Annotated in this window: 12 protein-coding genes; 10 read left to right on the forward strand and 2 right to left on the reverse strand. The window is 45.5% G+C overall.

The window, feature by feature from the left end; all coding sequences use genetic code 11:
• Positions 1-337 precede the first annotated feature (337 nt).
• From QZY09_RS06960 to QZY09_RS06970, 3 genes are all read left to right on the forward strand, one after another.
• A complete protein-coding gene (locus QZY09_RS06960; RefSeq protein WP_295670124.1) occupies positions 338-2,956 on the forward strand; it encodes a TonB-dependent receptor in 2,619 nt (872 codons plus the stop codon).
• A 2-nt stretch (positions 2,957-2,958) separates the two neighbouring features.
• The gene (locus QZY09_RS06965) at positions 2,959-3,237 is read left to right on the forward strand and encodes a hypothetical protein (protein ID WP_295670127.1); all 279 of its coding nucleotides are present in this window, start codon (positions 2,959-2,961) and stop codon (positions 3,235-3,237) included.
• A gap of 334 nt (positions 3,238-3,571) precedes the next feature.
• On the forward strand, positions 3,572-4,603 hold the full coding sequence (locus tag QZY09_RS06970) for a hypothetical protein (protein WP_295670131.1): 1,032 nt from the start codon (positions 3,572-3,574) through the stop codon (positions 4,601-4,603).
• Positions 4,604-4,716: 113 nt separating this feature from the next.
• Here the strand turns inward: QZY09_RS06970 and QZY09_RS06975 are convergent, their stop codons facing one another.
• Positions 4,717-6,297, reverse strand: coding sequence for a M81 family metallopeptidase (locus QZY09_RS06975; RefSeq protein WP_295670135.1), 1,581 nt, complete (start codon positions 6,295-6,297; stop codon positions 4,717-4,719).
• Positions 6,298-6,371: 74 nt separating this feature from the next.
• Positions 6,372-7,223 (reverse strand): hypothetical protein, encoded by an 852-nt coding sequence (locus QZY09_RS06980; RefSeq protein WP_295670138.1) that lies wholly within the window; start codon positions 7,221-7,223, stop codon positions 6,372-6,374.
• A gap of 136 nt (positions 7,224-7,359) precedes the next feature.
• On the opposite strand from QZY09_RS06980, the gene QZY09_RS06985 reads away from it, so the two are divergent.
• The 7 genes from QZY09_RS06985 (at position 7,360) to QZY09_RS07015 (ending at position 18,070) form a co-directional block, all read left to right on the forward strand.
• On the forward strand, positions 7,360-9,675 hold the full coding sequence (locus tag QZY09_RS06985) for a PSD1 and planctomycete cytochrome C domain-containing protein (RefSeq protein ID WP_295670140.1): 2,316 nt from the start codon (positions 7,360-7,362) through the stop codon (positions 9,673-9,675).
• A 3-nt stretch (positions 9,676-9,678) separates the two neighbouring features.
• The gene (locus tag QZY09_RS06990; protein ID WP_295670142.1) at positions 9,679-11,136 is read left to right on the forward strand and encodes a DUF1501 domain-containing protein; all 1,458 of its coding nucleotides are present in this window, start codon (positions 9,679-9,681) and stop codon (positions 11,134-11,136) included.
• 100 nt (positions 11,137-11,236) lie between these two features.
• A complete protein-coding gene (locus tag QZY09_RS06995) occupies positions 11,237-12,262 on the forward strand; it encodes a 6-bladed beta-propeller (RefSeq protein WP_295670145.1) in 1,026 nt (341 codons plus the stop codon).
• 185 nt (positions 12,263-12,447) lie between these two features.
• Positions 12,448-14,607: a c-type cytochrome domain-containing protein gene (locus QZY09_RS07000; RefSeq protein ID WP_295670147.1), complete on the forward strand. Its 2,160-nt coding sequence runs from the start codon at positions 12,448-12,450 to the stop codon at positions 14,605-14,607.
• 115 nt (positions 14,608-14,722) lie between these two features.
• The gene (locus QZY09_RS07005) at positions 14,723-16,411 is read left to right on the forward strand and encodes a GMC family oxidoreductase (RefSeq protein ID WP_295670150.1); all 1,689 of its coding nucleotides are present in this window, start codon (positions 14,723-14,725) and stop codon (positions 16,409-16,411) included.
• A 293-nt stretch (positions 16,412-16,704) separates the two neighbouring features.
• A complete protein-coding gene (locus tag QZY09_RS07010; RefSeq protein WP_295670152.1) occupies positions 16,705-17,580 on the forward strand; it encodes a sugar phosphate isomerase/epimerase in 876 nt (291 codons plus the stop codon).
• Positions 17,573-18,070, forward strand: coding sequence for a hypothetical protein (locus QZY09_RS07015; protein WP_295670155.1), 498 nt, complete (start codon positions 17,573-17,575; stop codon positions 18,068-18,070). Before QZY09_RS07010 ends, QZY09_RS07015 begins: the two co-directional genes overlap by 8 nt.
• Positions 18,071-18,384: the final 314 nt, after the last annotated feature.

Genomic DNA, 18,384 nt, shown 5'->3' on the forward strand with positions numbered 1-18,384 from the left:
CATTTTGTTAAAATCTTCACATCAAAAGCAGTATTTTTTTTAATTAAATGATAAAATATTAAAAATATTTTCTACTTTACCGATTAATTAACAAAAACACTTTACTAAACAACAAAACTATGGTGCAATATTTACATTTTTTTTTCTGTGACAGGCCATTTTATTCCCCCGGAGCTGTTTCCCCGAAAACATAGTATACGTCGAAAAATAGGCTGCCACCTATTTAAATGGCGCTTGGCCATCTATGCCTTTAGGTGAAATCTCAAAAATTAAATGTTTTTATTGCTAAAAAATCTGATCTATTAATTGAATTATTCCATGCTAAACCCCAGGAAAAATGAAACAACTTTACATTAAAACTCTCAAATTAATTGTCCTGCTGCTGCTCATAACGGTAGCGGGCGTACAAGCACAAGGCTTATTGTCAGGAAAGGTTTCTGATAAGGAGTCAACCCTGACCGGTGTGTCAGTAAGCGTATCCGGCGTTGGCGGCACTATCACCAATGTTGACGGTAAATATTCCGTTAAACTCCCAAAGGGAAGTTATACGGTTACTTTCTCCTACATCGGGTATCAAAAATTAATTAAAAAAGTTACCATAATTGATGCCGATGTAGTATTGGACGTGGAACTGGTTTCTGAAGCATCGGCCTTAAACGAGGTTGTTGTTGTTGGTGGACGTGGAGCAGGCCGGACTAAAATGGAGTCGGCAGTGCCTGTGGACGTGGTTTATGCAAACCAGGCCAACCAGACTACTGCTAAGCCCGACCTTATGAGCCAGCTGAACCAGGCTGTTCCGTCATTTAACTATAACAAACAGAGTGGCGGCGACGGCTCGGATGCAATTGATTTTGCCAGTTTACGTGGACTTGGTTTCGACCAAACCCTGGTATTGGTGAATGGTAAGCGCCGTCACCTGTCGGCTTTTGTGAATGAGGTAGGCACCCGCGGCCGTGGCAACAGCGGGACAGATTTAAACGCTATTCCGGAAGCGGCAATTGATCACGTTGAAATTTTGCGCGACGGGGCTTCGGCACAATATGGGTCGGATGCGATCGCGGGCGTTATCAACATCGTTTTGAAAAAAGATATTAACCACCTGAATGTTACCGGCGGTTTTAGCGGGTATAACGACCAGAAATATAACACGCTAAACAATGTTGATCCTTACGGGTACTATACCGGCAGTAAATTTGATGGTAAAACGGGATCTATTGGTGCCGACTATGGTTTTGCAATTGGAAAAAACGGCGGCTTTTTAAATATTGGCGCCAATTATGAAAATCAGGGTAAAACCTTCAGGGCGATACGCGATACCAATTGGCAAACCAACCCAAATACATTGGAAGCACAACCGGTAGCCCGAGAGCGGCGTGCATTTGGCGACGGATCGGTTGTATCAGGCGGCGGCATGTACAACCTGGAGATCCCGATTAAAGGCACAAAAACCACCTTTTACTCATTTGGCGGCTATAACTATAAACACTCCAATGTTTATGCCTATACCAGGAGTTGGAACTATAACAATGGCTTGCGTCAAAATCCGACTAAATTTCCGACAGACGCCAATGGCGACCTTATTTTCGTTCCGGGCATCATGAAAGTTGATGCGCCTCCGGGCACACCATATGATCCGAATAACGTTTATTATGATCCGGAGGAGGATGTTTATATCAAAGATCTGTCAGCTGCTGCCGGTTTCAAAGGCACTACTGAAAGCGATTGGGATTGGGATTTCAGCAATAACGTGGGTAGAAATGATTTTCATTACTGGGGAAATAAAACCTTTAATGCCTCATTGCCTTATGTACCGGGCCAGCCCATACAAACCCGCTTTGACGACGGTGGTTTTAACTTTTTACAAAATACCTTTAATGGTGATATCACCAAAAGGTTTAAAGGCATAGGACAGGGATTACAGCTTTCGTTCGGTACTGAATTCAGGTACGAGCGCTATCAGCTGTATGCAGGCGAGTTGAACTCTTATTTGCAGGGCTCTGCCACGCTGCCGGATGGTACTACCAAGGCATCAGGTTCCGAGGGCTACCCTGGTTACCAGCCAAGCGATGCCTCAGTAGTTGACAGAACAAATGAAGCTGCCTACACTGAATTATCCTTTGATGTTACCAAAAAGTGGGTAATTGATATCGCAGAACGTTTTGAGAATTATTCTGATTTCGGCTTTGTTTCAACCCAGAAATTTGCTACCCGTTATAAAGTTGCCAGCAATTTTAACTTACGTGGTTCAGTTAGCACAGGTTTCCGTGCGCCTTCGCTTCAACAGCTCAACTTTAGTAATACCAACACTACTGTAATTGGCGGTAACCTGGTGTATACTAAACTGGTTCCTAATTATTCTGATGTTGCCAGGACCGCGGGCATTCCGAAATTGACCCAGGAAACCTCAACCAACTACAGTTTAGGATTTACCTGGCAGCCGGCCCCTGAGTTGGCAGTGACTGTTGATGCATATGAGATCAAGGTAAAAAACAGGATCGTTATTTCCGGTTTATACGCGCAGGGTGATTCGGCCCTCGGTCCCCAACTGAATAACATATTAGCATCCCAGGGGATTGGTGATGCACAATTTTTTGCTAATGCGGTTAACACCACCAACAAAGGGATTGATTTTGTGATCGATTACAAAAAGCGCTGGGAAAGCAGCCACTTCAGCGCATTATTAGCCGGTAATATTCAGGGACTTACGATTGACAAGATCAATATTCCATCAACCTTTAAGGGTTCTGCTTATGACAGTGCTACTTTCTTTTCAGACAGGGAGCAATATTTCCTGAAAGCAAGCGCGCCAAAAGCCAAATTTACCCTCAACCTTGAATACGGCGTTAAAAAGCTTTCATTCGGCACCCGGTTTACTTATTATGGCGATGTAAAAGAGTTGGGTTTGGCGAAACCAGCGCCCCTGCAAATGCGCCTGATCCGTTCTTCCCTTACGTAGCATTGGATGCAACCGGCGCACCGGTACCGGAAATTTTCGATTTTTCGCCGAAAATTACGACGGATTTATATGCATCGTTAAAACTTAACAAAACCGTGTTATGGACGGTGGGTGTAGATAACTTATTTAATGTACACCCGGATACCAACGTGATCAAAGGCTCTGTTAACCCGCTTACGGGCAGTTCATTTGGCGACAGCGAATCGGGCGGACCGTTTGAAGCTGTTCAAATGGGTTTCAACGGTATGCGGATATTTACCAAGCTGACGTTAAACTTTTAATGAAAGGAAATACTAAGGTCAGTTAAACCTGCCCTAATAAATTAAAAAATTCAGGCCTTCAGCTTTTTGCTGAAGGCTTTTTTATACACCCGGATTTAGGTTCGCGCCCGGTCACATTTAAATTGAAACAACCCTTTAAAAAGAAGACCAACAATAATTTCGGTAACGCCTGAAAATATTATTTATTTGCAGGCGTTTTTAAATTGCTAAAAACTGTCGCGTTTTGATAGCCGGCCACGTAATCCAATAAACCAAATTATATAAAATGCTTTTGTTTAAAACGTTAAAAGCGTTAAACACAAAAGAATTACCTTTATTAAATTAATATTTAAATATGAAAAGACCTTTTATTTTGTTTTTAACGTCCGCATTTTTCATTTCGGCTTGCAGTAAAAAAAGCGATACTGCTACACAACCCATTGGTCCGATTGTTAACACGCCTACGGTCACCACATTTGCGGGCAGCGGCACGGCCGGTGCGTCTGACGGTACAAAAGCACAGGCTGAATTCAACTTCCCTACGGGGATAGGGATAAGCATCGATGGGTTTATATTTGTTGCCGATAAACAAAATAATCTGGTACGCGTTATTTCGCCCCAGGGAGTTGTAAACTCATTGAATCATACTACTTCTCCGGGATTTTCTAATGGTAAAGACTCTCTTAGTTTTAATTTTCCGGCAGGTGTTTGTGCTGATGCAAGCGGCAATGTTTTTGTAGCAGATCAGTCTAATGGCGCTGTTCGCGAAATAAATACATCCGGCGTGGCAACTACTTTTGCCACTGGTTTAAGCTCGCCGGTGGCCACTGCCGCTGATCCCAGCGGCAATATTTACGTGGCCAGTAGCGGCCTGAGCGTCATCTTTAAAATAACATCAAAAGGCGTAAAAACTATTTTAGCAGGCACGGGTGTCAGGGGCTCCAACAATGGCGCAGGTACTGCCGCTACATTTAATCAACCCCAGGCATTGGCGGTTGACGCAGGCGGTAATGTGTATGTTGCAGATAAAGGGAATAACCTGATCCGTAAAATTTTGCCTGACGGTACCGTAAGCACTATCGCGGGCAGCGGTACAGCCGGCGCAGCAAACGGTACCGGCACGTCGGCCTCGTTTGACGGGCCTGCAGGTATAGCCGTTGATGCCAGCGGGAATTTATTTGTTGGGGATTCAAATAATAACCTGATCCGCAAAATTACTCCGGCGGGCGTAGTAAGTACTTACGCAGGTTCCGGAGCCCAGGGCTCCGGAAACGGTGCATTAACTGCTGCCACTTTTAACAGCCCGCAGGGTGTTGCTGTTGACCAGTATGGAAGGGTATTTGTAGCTGATACAGGCAACAGCCTTATCAGGATGATCAATCCGTAATTAAGATGATTTTTACAAGATCCGGGCTTATTAGCCCATAGCTTAAAAAAGCCGGTAAGTTAAATTTGCCGGCTTTCTTATTTCAAACTCTGCATTATTACCGGTCAACAGCATTACAACGCATCCGAAGATGGTACCAGCTTTGCAGATAGATCCGGGTTGGCCATTTTCTTATCGAAGGGGAACATGGGGCGCTGAATCCGCTTGTAGGGTAACCGTTCTAAATTTTGGTCCACGCCACCGGGGGTGAGCGCCAGGATCCAGCCGGCCCGCATTGCGTATAATTCAGGTTCCAGGTAACCGATTTTTACCACCACGATATCCGCTTTACGTGGATTGAGGCCCAGCCGGGTGAAATCCGCTTCATGATGGTAGGGTTTTCTTTTTTGGGTGACGATGATGTGCACACTGCCAACTTTTACAGACACTTCAACCTCAGCATCAATATCACCTTTTACTATTGATTCTACTATTCCTGAAATAAAAAGGGGCGGTGCGTAGCGGGCATCTACCTTCGCGCCGATGTAACCTTCCACATGCTTGCCCACACCTGCGGCAATTGCATTTTTTACCAATTCAGGCCCGGGTATTGACGCGTAAATGAGCGAAGGGCTGTTGTCTGGTTTAAATTCTGGCCTGGCCAGAATTTCTTTTAAGGTCCAGGTGACATCACCAGCGCCGCCGGCGGTTGGGTTATCGCCGGAGTCGCTGATATAAAAAGGGTGTTTATCGCTGGCCAGAGCCTGGTCAATTGCTTCGGATAAGGTACCTGTGGGCGCTACAAATGCGAAGCCATCACGGGCATTCCAGAAGGTTTGCGCCAGCTTTTCGGCAGTTTGGGTTACTGTTTTTTTGTCATCGCCGGTTACCATTACTACTGCATGGTTACGAGGTTCATCGGCCCAGGCATATCCTACCCAAATGGCAGCATCAATAATGCCGGGCTGTACTGATGCAGGCGCCACAGCGGCGTATACACTTTTTGCGGGTTCAATACGGGTGCTTGTTTTTTCGCCGGGCAGCAAAACCGGGATCGGGATATAGGCTTTGAAAGCAGGTTTTCCTTTGCCGCTTACAATTCTTTCGATTAAATTTTCCACAGCCCTTTGTTTAGTTTGCATCGCATCTTCGTGCGGCGCTAAACGGTAGCAGGTAATCAGGTCGGTATTTTCGGCCAAACGCCAGGAGACATTACCGTGCAGATCCATTGATGTTGAAATGATCGTTTTTTTGCCAATCACCACCCTGATCCTTTCGATAAAATCGCCCTCCGGGTCATCGAGCCCGACTACGCTCATTGCGCCATGGATATCAAAAAACAGACCGTCATAGGGGGCATTCTTTTTTAACAGATCAAGGGTCTGGTTTACCAGCGATTCATAGGCTTCGCGGGTAACTGCTCCACCCGGCAACGCATGGCCCACCAATGCCGGGAACCATTCAGCACGACGGCGAAGTGATGAATCAACGCTCAAAAACGGGTAATTAGAGAAAACGTCGGCCCTATATTTTGCGTGGAAGGCGGCTTCCTCTGTAAGCGCAGGCGAAAAGGTACTCGATTCTATACCCAGCCCTGCTATAGCAATTCGCGGTAAGGCTTTTGCAGGCGGATTGGTGATAAAGGCCCCCGGTTTTGCGGAAAGTAAACCCGTTATTGCAAAAAAGAATATCCATGCAAGGAAAAAGCGTTTCATAGGAAGGAGGTTTTAAAGCGGTTCGATGACACAATCGAAAGCCTGTATCAAATATATGAAATCGCCGGGCTGCATCAAAAATACTCGAACCCCGGAAAAACTATATGAAAGATGCACCACCAACCGCCCTCATAGGTCATATATAACTTAAAGGGGCCGCCAAATTTTACAATTTCGCCGTTCTCTAAAATTGCATCGTAACGCACGCCGCCTTCTGCATGCCCTATGCCGGTGCCATCAGTCAATTGAAAGCCGACGTCAAAGAATTTATATTTCTCGTTTTTGAAAGCTGTAAAGGAATCAAAAATGCGGGTTAATTGTGCTGCAACGTCGGCTTTGCTTAATATTTGCCGGTCGGGCAAAATAAATTCATTTGCCAGCTCCCAGCTTTTTTCATTGAGGCTTTTTTTAAACCATTCAGACAAAAATCCCATCGCCCTGTTTTCGATATCCTTTTTGTGATTGGGATGAAATTCTTCATAATCAAAACAGGTCGTCATGCCCGGCATTGGCATAAAGGTGGTTTCGTGATCAAATAGTTCTTCGGTAATAAACTGGTATTTGGTACGGTTATCATACTCATCATTGTCGCCAAAATATATTTCAATGTTATTTTCGGACAGCAGATCAGAGATTTCCTCCAACGCCGCTTCTACCTGCTCATCTGTCAAGTCAACCGCTTTTATAAAGGCAGGTTTACCAACCAGGTCGTATACTTTTGCTGCTTTTGCATTGGCGAAATTCTGCTCAAAGGCTAATACGTTTTTCAGGAATTCGTTTTCAATCCCCGGGTCGATATTGGAGATATGATGAGAGTCTGCGCCCAGTTCGGCTTTTAGTTTTAGGCGCAGCAATTCATTTTCCATTCGCAGATTTTCTTCAGGATCATCGCTTAGTGGTTTGTCGGGCAGGTCGTCATTTTTCATTGAATTTTGGTTAAGGTTTCAATTCAAATTTAAAAATGTTTTTGTAATATCTTTCTTAGGAATGTTGAATTCACATTTTATTTTATAAATTTATTTTTTGTTATAAACCGGTAATACCTCATTATTAAACTAAATTATGCGACGGCATTTATACCTGTTGTTGATTTTGTGTGCTGGAAGCATTTTGTGTATGCTCTGGGCCTGCAATCATCCCTCAAATATTGATGAGCAGATGCCGGATGTGGTAAGCTACAATTTTAACATCCGGCCTATTCTTTCAGATAAGTGCTATAAATGCCATGGGCCGGATGCCAGCAAACGCCAGGCCGGTTTAAGGCTTGACATGCCCGAAAGCGCCTTTAAAGCATTAAAGGATGATCCCAATGCGCATGTACTGGTACCGGGCAGCCCGGCAATGTCCGAACTGTTCAGAAGGGTATCCACCAACGATACTACCGAAATGATGCCGCCGGCGAACTCAAACCTAAAGCGGTTAACGCCACACGAGGTTGACCTGGTAAAAAAATGGATAAAACAGGGCGCCAAATTTGAAAAGCATTGGGCATTTGTACCTCCCAAAGTAGCCCCCCTGCCTGAAGTTAAGGATAAAGCCTGGCCGAAAAATCCGATAGATAATTTCATTCTTCATAAACAGGAGCAATATGGTTTGAAACCTAATCCGGAAGCGGATAAAGAACGCCTTTTAAAACGTGCGAGTTTCGATCTTACAGGTCTGCCGCCTTCACTGGATATGATGGATAGGTTTTTGGCGGATAAAAGCAGCAATGCTTACGAGAAAGTGGTCGACGAACTGATGAAAAGTCCGGCTTACGGCGAAAAAATGACCCTGCATTGGCTGGACGTGGCGCGATACGCCGACTCGCATGGTTACCAGGATGATAATTACCGCACGCAATGGCCCTGGAGGGATTGGGTGATCCATGCGTTTAATGAGAATTTGTCTTACGATAAATTTGTAAGCTGGCAGTTGGCCGGCGACCTGATGCCCAATGCCACCAAAGAACAATTACTGGCAACAGGCTTTAACCGCAATCATAAGATTACGGAAGAGGGTGGTGTGATCAATGAGGAATACCGCGTAGCCTATGTGACCGACCGTACCAACACCTTTGGCAAAGCGCTGCTGGGGGTTACCATTGAATGCGCGCATTGCCACGACCATAAGTACGACCCATTTTCACAAAAGGAATATTATCAGCTGTTTGCTTTTTTTAACCAGGTAAAAGAACCAGGCATACAGAGTACTGTTGGCGGGCCTGAGACTTATGCAAAAAGGCCGATGATGCAGGTAACCAATGATGATGTAAAAGGCATACTCAAATTTGTAAATAAACAGGATACCGGGAAACTTATTGTTTCCGTTATGGGCGACAGCGAGGTTTATCGCAAAACTTATGTGCTAAAACGGGGCAACTATGACACCCATGGTGATGAAGTGCAGCCCGGTACGCCAAAAGCTATATTACCTTTTGATAGCGGCCTCCCTAAAAACAGGCTGGGTTTGGCGGAATGGTTATTCAGCAGGAGAAACCCGCTTGCCGCCCGTGCTTTTGTGAACCAAACCTGGCAGGAATTTTTTGGCAAAGGGATCGTAAAAAGTTCAGGGGATTTTGGGATGCAGGGCGATTTGCCTTCGCACCCGGAATTATTGGACTGGCTTTCGGTTGATTTTATGGACCATGGCTGGGATATCAAAAGGTTGGTAAAACAACTGGTGATGTCAGCAACTTACCGGCAATCGGCAGTAGTAAGCCCCGACAAATTAAAAGTCGATCCTGACAATACGTACCTGGCACGTGGCCCGCGTTCAAGGCTGCCGGCCGAATTTGTAAGGGATATGGTATTAGCCAGCAGCGGGACCCTGAACAAAACGATAGGCGGCCAAAGTGTAAATCCTTACCAGCCGGCTGGCTTATGGGAAAACGCGACTTCAGGCCGTGGGATATTGGCTAATTACAGGCAGGTACATGGTTATAATCTGTACCGCAGGGGAATGTACACACTGATCAAGCGCACCGTACCGCCGGTAGAGATGGCCATTTTTGACGCCAGCAACCGCGATCAGTGTGAAGTGAAGCGGTTAAGGACGAATACGCCGCTTCAAGCGCTGTTGATGGAAAACGACCCCACCGTACTTGAGGCGGCGAGGGTGTTGGCCACCAAATTGGTGCAGGATAAAAGCAGCTCAAAGGAAAAAATTTACAAAGCGTTTCGCTTGATCATATGCCGCAAACCCAACGAAAAAGAACAGGCAATACTGGATAGTTATTATAATGAAGAACTCAAAGCAATGGATTTGCTAACGGCCGGGAAAGTGCTTAACGTGGGCGAATATCCCTCGCCGGAAAATGTAAATAAAGTTAACCTGGCGGCGATGATGAAAGTGGTGGATGCTATTTATAATTTAGAAGAAGCGATCACAAAAACCTGATCTATGGAAAAAGATTTTTTAGAGCATCGCCTTAATGTTAACAGGCGGCGTTTTTTATCAAGATTGAGTTTAGGCCTGGGCAGCATGGCGCTTGGTTCATTGCTGATCCCTGACCTTTTCAGCGGAATAGGGTCAGACAGTGAAGCCGATTTTGTACCTGGCATTCCCAATTTTGCGCCTAAAGCTAAACGGGTGATCTATCTTTTCCAGGATGGTGCGCCCTCACAGCTGGAGTCCTTTGATTATAAACCCAAACTAAGGGAAATGATGGGGCAGGAACTGCCGCCATCTGTGCGCGGTAACCAGATATTAACTGGTATGACTGCCCAGCAGAAATCATTCCCGCTGATAGGCTCGTTTTATGATTTTAAACAATACGGCGAATCAAAGGCCTGGGTGAGTGACCTGTTTCCGCATATCGGTAAAATAGCGGATGATATTTGTATCATCAGGTCGATGTACACCGAAGCGATCAACCATGACCCCGCCTTAACATTTTTTCAAACGGGGGCACAGCAGGGTAACCGCCCGAGCATGGGCTCATGGGTGAGCTATGGCCTGGGTAGCGAGAATCAAAATCTGCCTGCTTTTACAGTCTTGCTGTCAAAAGGTAAGGGGAATGGCCAGGGCGTTTACTCAAAATTGTGGAGCAATGGCTTTTTGGACTCCATACACCAGGGGGTACAGTTTAGCAGCGGCGAAAACCCGGTTTTATACCTGAACGACCAGGATGGGATTGACCGCCGCGACCGCCGCAAAATGCTGGATAAACTGGCGGAATTAAACGATATATCCTACAAACAATTTGGTGATCCGGAGATCAGCACCAAAATACAGCAATACGAAATGGCCTACCGCATGCAATCGGCAGTGCCTGAGATTATGGATGTATCCAAAGAGCCGGATGATATTGTGAAAATGTATGGGCCGGATTGTTTGGTGCCGGGGACCTATGCAGCAAATTGTTTGCTGGCACGCAAACTTTCGGAGAACGGTGTACGCTTTGTGCAATTGTATCACCAGGGATGGGACCAGCATAGCAACCTGCCGCAGGAAATGGCCGGCCAGGCTAAAGATGTTGACCAGGCCTCGGCAGCATTGGTAACAGACCTTAAACAACGCGGCCTGCTTGACGAAACTTTAGTGATTTGGGGCGGCGAATTTGGCCGGACCAATTACAGCCAGGGCAAACTGGAAAAAGCCAACTACGGCCGAGACCATCACCCGCGCTGTTTCAGCATCTGGATGGCAGGCGGTGGTATTAAGCCGGGTTTGGTTTATGGCGAATCTGATGAGTTTGGGTATAATATTATTAAGGATCCGGTGCATGTGCATGATTTTCATGCAACTATATTGAACCAGTTGGGTATCGACCATAAAAAATTAACCTTCAAAAGCCAGGGCCGCAGGTACCGTTTAACAGATGTAGCGGGCAACGTGGTGAAGGGAATATTAGTTTAAGGGATTTCACCGATTGATTTCTGATTACACCGATTTAACATCGGCAATCAAAATAATCCATCGGTGCAATCAAAAAAATAATCGGTGTAATCTTAAAATTATGGAAAGAAGAAAATTCATCAAACAAACAGCGGCTTTTTCGGCGGCATTTTTTATTACAAAGGATTTGCTGGCAAAAAACGATGGACCTGTCTATGGTCATGGCAATATGCGTTACCGCATGGATACTGCCTGGGCAAAGGCCGACCCGATGAAAAACCCGGTGAATGATTGCCACGAGATGGTGCAGGATTCGAAAGGCAGAATTTTGCTGTTAACTAACGAGACGAAGAACAATGTGCTGATCTTTAATAAATCAGGCAAGCTGCTGGATACCTGGGGGCATGAATTCCCTGGCGCACACGGCTTGACTCTGGTGAATGAGAACGGCACGGAGTTCCTTTTCATAACCGATACCGTGAAACACCAGGTTTATAAAACCACCATGGATGGCCGCATTTTAATGACGATTGATGTGCCGCTGGAAACCGGGGTGTATAAAAAAGCGGAAGAGTTTATCCCAACGGAAACCACTGTTGATACCAATGGCGATATTTTTATTGCAGACGGCTACGGTGCGCAGTATACCATGCATTATGATAAAAACGGCAAGCTGATTAATTTTTGGGGCGGCCGCGGAGATGGCGACGAACATTTTGATAACGCGCATGGGATCCTGATTGACCGCAGGCAGGCAACGCCAACCCTTTTAATTACCGACCGTACGCGTAATTGCTTTAAACGGTTCAGCCTGGATGGTAAACTGATAGAGATCATCAAACTACCGGGGGCTTGCGTTTGCCGACCGGTAATAAAAGGCGATCATTTATACGCTGCGGTATTGCGTTCGCCGGATTTGAACCATGAAAATTCGGGTTTTACTACTATTTTGGATAAAAACAATAAGGTTGTATCCAATTTAGGCGGTACCGAACCGGTTTATAAGGATGGCGTATTGCAGCCAATGGCACAGGCTGACAAGATATTTTTAAACCCGCATGATGTTTGTGTGGATGACGATGAGAATTTGTACGTGGCGCAGTGGGCATCGGGAAAGGGGTATCCTTATAAATTTACGAGGGTTTAATTTACGGAGATTTTTTACCACAGAGGCCACAAAGAAGACACAAAGTGCACAGAGAGAAAATAGGGCGCGTTTACATGATAGCTGAACTAAAACATTTTATAAATCAGCAATTAAAATTCAGTGATCTTTGCGCCTCCTCTGTATCTCTGCGTTAAAAACCTGCTATTGATTAGTTATATTAAAAGATGATAAAAACACGTTACCAGGGTTTCGCGGAGAACCTGTTATTTGCCCTCAATATATTTATCATCTTTTTCCTGTTATTTGGCGGGGGCATTGTTATCCCGCAATGGCTGCAGCCGATGGGCAGGATGCACCCGCTTATCATCCATTTCCCAATAGTGGTATTAATTATGGCGATGGTGCTGGAGTTTTTCAGGTTTAAAGAAAGATTCAGTACGGAAAAATTATACCAGGATTTTACCTCCTATTTATGGCTTACCGGCGCTTTGTTTGCAGGCGTGACAGCAATTATGGGCCTGTTTTTATCAAAGGAGCAGGGCTATGACGGCGACACCGTACAATGGCATAAATGGTTTGGGGTAATAGTTGTTTTTGTTTCGACTTTAATTTACTGGTGCAGGAGTACCGGCTGGTATAACCAAAAAATTGCCAGGTCGGGTGCGGTAGCTGTGGTGCTTTGCCTTGTTATTGCCGGGCACTACGGGGCGGATATAACTCACGGCGAGAATTTTATTTTGGCGCCGGTTTGGCATCCGGAAAAGAAACTGGTACCGATTGATAAAGCGCTTGTCTTTCAGGATGTGGTAGAACCCATATTTGAAAACAAATGTAATAGCTGCCATAACCCGGATAAAACAAAAGGTGGCCTGAGGCTGACGGATGAAAAAGCGTTGCTGAAAGGTGGTAAAGATGGCAAACTGTTTGTTGCCGGCCAGCCGCAATTGAGTTTGTTGCTGCAACGCATCCACATGCCCGATGGCGAAAAAAAGCATATGCCCCCGTCGGGCAAACCCCAGTTAACAGCGGACGAAATGAATTTGCTGTACCTGTGGATAAAGGAAAACGCTGATTTTAAAAGGAAGGTGATCGATTTACCGGCCAGCGATTCGTTAAGAGTGATTGCTGCAAACTATTTAAAACCGGTGGAAGAAACAGAAGAGCAATTTGATTTCGCGGCAGCGGATGACAAAGTCATCAAACAGCTCAACAATAATTATCGGGTAATCTATCCATGGGCGCAAAATTCACCGGGACTTGGCGTTAATATCTACAATAAAAAAACCTATCAGCCCAAAATGCTGGAAGATTTGAGCGGCATCAAAAAGCAGGTGGTATCACTTGACCTGAACAAAATGCCGGTAAAAGATGCTGAATTGAAAACGATTGCCGGGTTTGTAAATTTGCGGATATTAAACCTCAACTTTACAGATGTAACGGGCGCCAACTTTAAAGTATTATCATCCCTCAAATACCTGAGGACACTTTCGCTGGCCGGTACAAAATTAGATCTGCAAGGTATCAAAGCGATCTCTGAACTGAAAAGCCTGACCAAAGTAGCCCTGTGGGATACGGGCCTGCCTGAAAATGAAATTGCCGGTCTGCAAAAAAGTAATCCCAAAATCGATTTTATAAAAGGGTTTAAGGACGATGGCAAACCGATCAAGCTCAATGATCCGCAGGTTAAAAACACTGCTTTTGTGATCACCAAACCGGTAGGGCTTGAACTGGTGCACCCGATAAAGGGAGTTGAGATCCGGTATACGACGGATGGTACCGACCCTGACAGTGTGAAATCAATGCTGTATAAACCGGGAGTAATCATTGCCCAAAATACAAACATCAAAGCAAAAGCTTATAAGCCGGGCTGGTATGGAAGCGACGTTTTACAGGTAAACTTTTATAAAAGCACCTATACGCCTGATAGCATCAGTTTTATAGCCGGTCCGAATGAAAAATACAGCGGCGATGGTGCAAAAACGTTGATTGATAAAGACCTTGGAGGCAACAACTTTGGCAATGGTAAATGGATCGGCTCGCAAAAGGACCTGGTGGTTTATTTGCAATTTAAGCAACCTGTCGACCTGCACACCGTTACGCTGAACTGCATGCGCAATATGGGCAGCCAAATATTTTTGCCCATCGGGATTGAAGTTTGGGGCGGAGCGGATGCAGCTCACTTGAAATTGCTGAGCACAGTAAAACCGCCGGTACCTGAGAAAAATGATCCGTTTACACTGAAGGGAATGGATTGTAAATTGGCAGCATCCGGGAAATTATCTTGCTTAAAAATTATAGCCAAACCGATACAAAACCTGCCAGTTTGGGACCCTGTTAAAAAGCAGCCGGGATGGGTATTTTTGGATGAGATATTTTTGAATTAGAAGGGCCTCACCCAACCATCTCCAAAGGAGAGGGCTTAAAAACCAGTGGGCCTAAAAAAGTGCGAAGTTGAAGTCCTCTCCTTTGGAGAGGATTTAGGTGAGGCAAAACGCAATTATGGAAACAACTACATACGATGCCATCGTTATTGGCTCAGGTATCAGCGGCGGATGGGCAGCCAAGGAATTATGCGACCTCGGGGTAAAAACCCTGGTGCTTGAACGCGGCCGGAATGTGGAACATATCAAGGATTATCCTACAGCGATGAAAGATCCCTGGGATTTTGAGCACCGTTTGCAGGAACCCGCTAAGATCCTTGAAGAAAACCCGGTAGTGGGCAAGTGCTACGCTTTTGACGAGGCGACACAGCATTTTTTTGTGAAGGATAAGGAACATCCCTATATCCAGGAAAAACCATTTGATTGGATCCGGGGCTACCAGGTAGGCGGGAAATCCATCACCTGGGGCCGGGCCTGCCAGCGCTGGAGCAACTTTGAGTTTTCGGCACCTCAACGGTATGGTTATGCGATCGACTGGCCCATTCGGTATGAAGATATTGCGCCATGGTATTCGCATGTGGAAAAGTTCGCGGGTATTTGCGGTGGCAAGGACGGCCTGGAAGCGCTGCCGGATGGAGAATACTTGCCGCCATTTGAAATGAGCTGTGTTGAACAGGAAATTCAGCGTAAAATTAGTGCCCGTTATAAAGACAGGTTTATGGTGCGTACCCGCTGGGCACAGCTCACCAGCCCGCAGGAGGTCCACAAACAACAAGGCCGCGACAAGTGCTATGCCCGCGACCTTTGTTATCGTGGCTGCCCCTTTGGAGGCTATTTCAGCTCGGTCTCCTCAACGTTACCCTGGGCGAAAAAGACAGGTAACTTAACTGTAAGGCCGCATTCAGTAGTGCATTCCATTATTTATGATGAGCAAAAAGGGAAAGTAACAGGTGTTAAAATAATCGATGCCATTACCAAACAGGAAGTTACTTACTATGCCCGGGTGATATTTTTAAACGCGGCATGTTTAAATAGTAATTTGATTTTACTCAACTCCAAATCGCACCGTTTCCCGAATGGTTTGGGTAATGACAATGGCCTGCTTGGTAAATTTATGGCTTTCCAGAATTACCGGGCCAGCGTTGGTGGAACGGTTGAAGGGTTTGAAGACAGGTATTATTTCGGACGTAATCCTACCAATCCTATCATTGCCAATTACCGTAACCTGCATAAGCAGGATACTGATTATTTGGGAGGCTTTTTAACCTTTGTTTTTTCCGGCCGCGGGCCTGCGTATAAAGAAGGGGCTGACGGTATTGGTGGCAATTATAAAGACGCCATCACCGAACCCGGACCATGGTATGCCGGGATGTTTATGCAGGGTGAAACCATCCCCAAAGAAAGCAACCATGTGCGCCTGAGCACCGATCAGGTAGACCCCTGGGGTATCCCGCAACTCATTACTTCCATTGGTTATGATGATAACGATGATAAAATGGTTGCCGACTTTTTAACACAAAGCGCCGAAATGCTGGAGGTAGCGGGGGTAAAAAACATCACTAAAAAGGACACCCACCAGGCGCCGGGTTTGGATATCCACGAAATGGGTGGCTGCCGTATGGGGAACGATCCTAAAACATCCTTACTCAATAAATGGAACCAGATGCACCTGTGCAATAATGTTTTTGTAACCGACGGGGCCTGTATGACCAGTACCGGTAACCAAAGTCCATCAATTTTGTACATGGCCTTTGCGGCAAGGGCCGCGCATCATGCGGTGGAGGAAATGAAAAAAGGGAATATTTAGCGAGCCAGCGATAAAAAAATAATGGAAGGAAATGGATTTTAGAGCCGGGCCTGTGCGATTCCACTCTTGAGAGGGGTGAAGAGGTGTGTTAAGCCGCATGCTGGCAAACACACCCCCGCCACTACACTTTCCGGCGCACCCCCCTCTCAAGAGGGGAGTTTCTAATCCTTTTTTATTTATCCGCCTTATAAATGGCCCTCCAATGATGAAAAGTATGTATTTTTAATCCGTTGCCAACACGGTAAAAGAAAAAGTCAAAACGGCTTCAGCCTTAATATATTGAACAAATCACAATGACTACGCGCAGATCTTTCATCAAAAACACCAGCCTGCTGGCTTTATCGCTCCCGTTGTTCAAAAGCAATTTATTTGCGGAATCACCCATAAAAAAACTTCCTGCTATCGGCATCCAGCTTTATATGGTAAATGAGGATATGGCGAAAGACCCGGCGGGCACTTTGGCGCAACTTGGTAAAATGGGCTATACCCAAATTGAAAGCTATGGCGGCGATAAGGGCATATTTTGGGGGATGAGTAATAAGGAGTTTAATAAACTGGCGAATGATAACGGCTTAACCCTTATATCCAGCCATTTTGCCGGCAATGAAGAAGAGTTTGAAAAGACGGCCGCCCTGGCCGCTGATATCGGCATGAAATACCTGATCTATCCCTGGAAAGGACCGCAAAAGGACATTGAAGCATTTAAAAGAATAGCCGTCGAGTTTAATGACTATGGCGCTATTTGCCAGAAAAACGGCCTGAAATTTGCCTATCACCCGCACGATTATCCGTACAAACCTGTTGATGGGCAACTGCCGATAGACGTGTTGCTGGCGAATACCGATAAGGAATTTGTCGACTTCCAGATGGATTATTACTATACTGTTACCGAAGGGCAGGATCCGGAAACCTATATCAAAAAATATAGCCCGCGTTTTAAGTTGTGCCATCTGCGGGATGTATTAAAGGAGCGTTTACCGGCAGGCAGCGAAGACGAATCAGCCTGTGATCTGGGACAGGGCATTATTAATTACCCGCACCTGCTCTCTACTGCTTTGGATAATGGCATGGAATATTTTTTTGTGGAGCAAAGCCGTTTTTACCACGAAACGCCGCTGCAAAGCGCTAAGGTGAATCTGGATTATTTGAAGAATTTGAAACTTGTTTGATAATAACCTGATGGACGAAAAACAACTCCAAATAAAGATCAGGATCTGGCTGGTGCTGTTCATCGTTGGCCTGGCATTAAGCGGCATCACTGCTTTTCCTATTGAAACGGAACTGGCGTTTTTATCGCGCAACTCTGCTTTATTTCCCGCGACACTGGGCAACTGGATCAATACAGTTTATAATGCAGTTAAGGTAACGAACGCAAGCTACCCTTACCTGGCTTATGGTACCGACTGGCTGGCCTTTGGCCATTTGGTGATCGCAACGGCATTTATTGGGCCGCTCATCAACCCGGTAAAAAATATCTGGATATTACAGTTCGGGATGATCGCCTGTGTAATGGTTTTTCCGCTGGCCTTTATCGCAGGGCCTATCCGCCACATCCCCTTTTACTGGCGGATGATTGATTGCTCCTTTGGCTTTTTTGGTTTTTTCCCGCTGTATATCTGTTACCGGAGCATCCGGAAGCTGGAGAAATTGCAAAAATAACGTAGGGGCGACCCTTGTGGTCGCCCATGTGGTCGCCCTTGAACGTCGCCCTTGCACGTTGGTGCCCCGTGTCTTTTTTACGGTACATCGCCTGATGTCAATAATGACCGTCATTTTGTTGATATTCAGGACGACCACAAGGGTCGCCCCTACGGTTTTTTCAATGACATAAAATATTGGAATAAAAAAACAATATTTATTTATGGAAAACAGCACCTGCCTGCATCTTTTATTCATAATTATAAAGAATTAAAGAAATGCACGTTATTAAATTATATAAACCTGAACAAATATGCCTTTAGCCTCCGTCAAAA

This window comes from uncultured Mucilaginibacter sp. (assembly GCF_903913935.1).
Lineage (GTDB): Bacteria > Bacteroidota > Bacteroidia > Sphingobacteriales > Sphingobacteriaceae > Mucilaginibacter.

Coding starts and splice junctions, on each gene's coding strand:
- QZY09_RS06960 (WP_295670124.1), top strand. CDS start 338: ATGAAACAACTTTACATTAAAACTCTCAAATTAATTGTCCTGCTGCTG.
- QZY09_RS06970 (WP_295670131.1), top strand. CDS start 3,572: ATGAAAAGACCTTTTATTTTGTTTTTAACGTCCGCATTTTTCATTTCG.
- QZY09_RS06975 (WP_295670135.1), bottom strand. CDS start 6,297: ATGAAACGCTTTTTCCTTGCATGGATATTCTTTTTTGCAATAACGGGT.
- QZY09_RS06980 (WP_295670138.1), bottom strand. CDS start 7,223: ATGAAAAATGACGACCTGCCCGACAAACCACTAAGCGATGATCCTGAA.
- QZY09_RS06985 (WP_295670140.1), top strand. CDS start 7,360: ATGCGACGGCATTTATACCTGTTGTTGATTTTGTGTGCTGGAAGCATT.
- QZY09_RS06990 (WP_295670142.1), top strand. CDS start 9,679: ATGGAAAAAGATTTTTTAGAGCATCGCCTTAATGTTAACAGGCGGCGT.
- QZY09_RS06995 (WP_295670145.1), top strand. CDS start 11,237: ATGGAAAGAAGAAAATTCATCAAACAAACAGCGGCTTTTTCGGCGGCA.
- QZY09_RS07000 (WP_295670147.1), top strand. CDS start 12,448: ATGATAAAAACACGTTACCAGGGTTTCGCGGAGAACCTGTTATTTGCC.
- QZY09_RS07005 (WP_295670150.1), top strand. CDS start 14,723: ATGGAAACAACTACATACGATGCCATCGTTATTGGCTCAGGTATCAGC.
- QZY09_RS07010 (WP_295670152.1), top strand. CDS start 16,705: ATGACTACGCGCAGATCTTTCATCAAAAACACCAGCCTGCTGGCTTTA.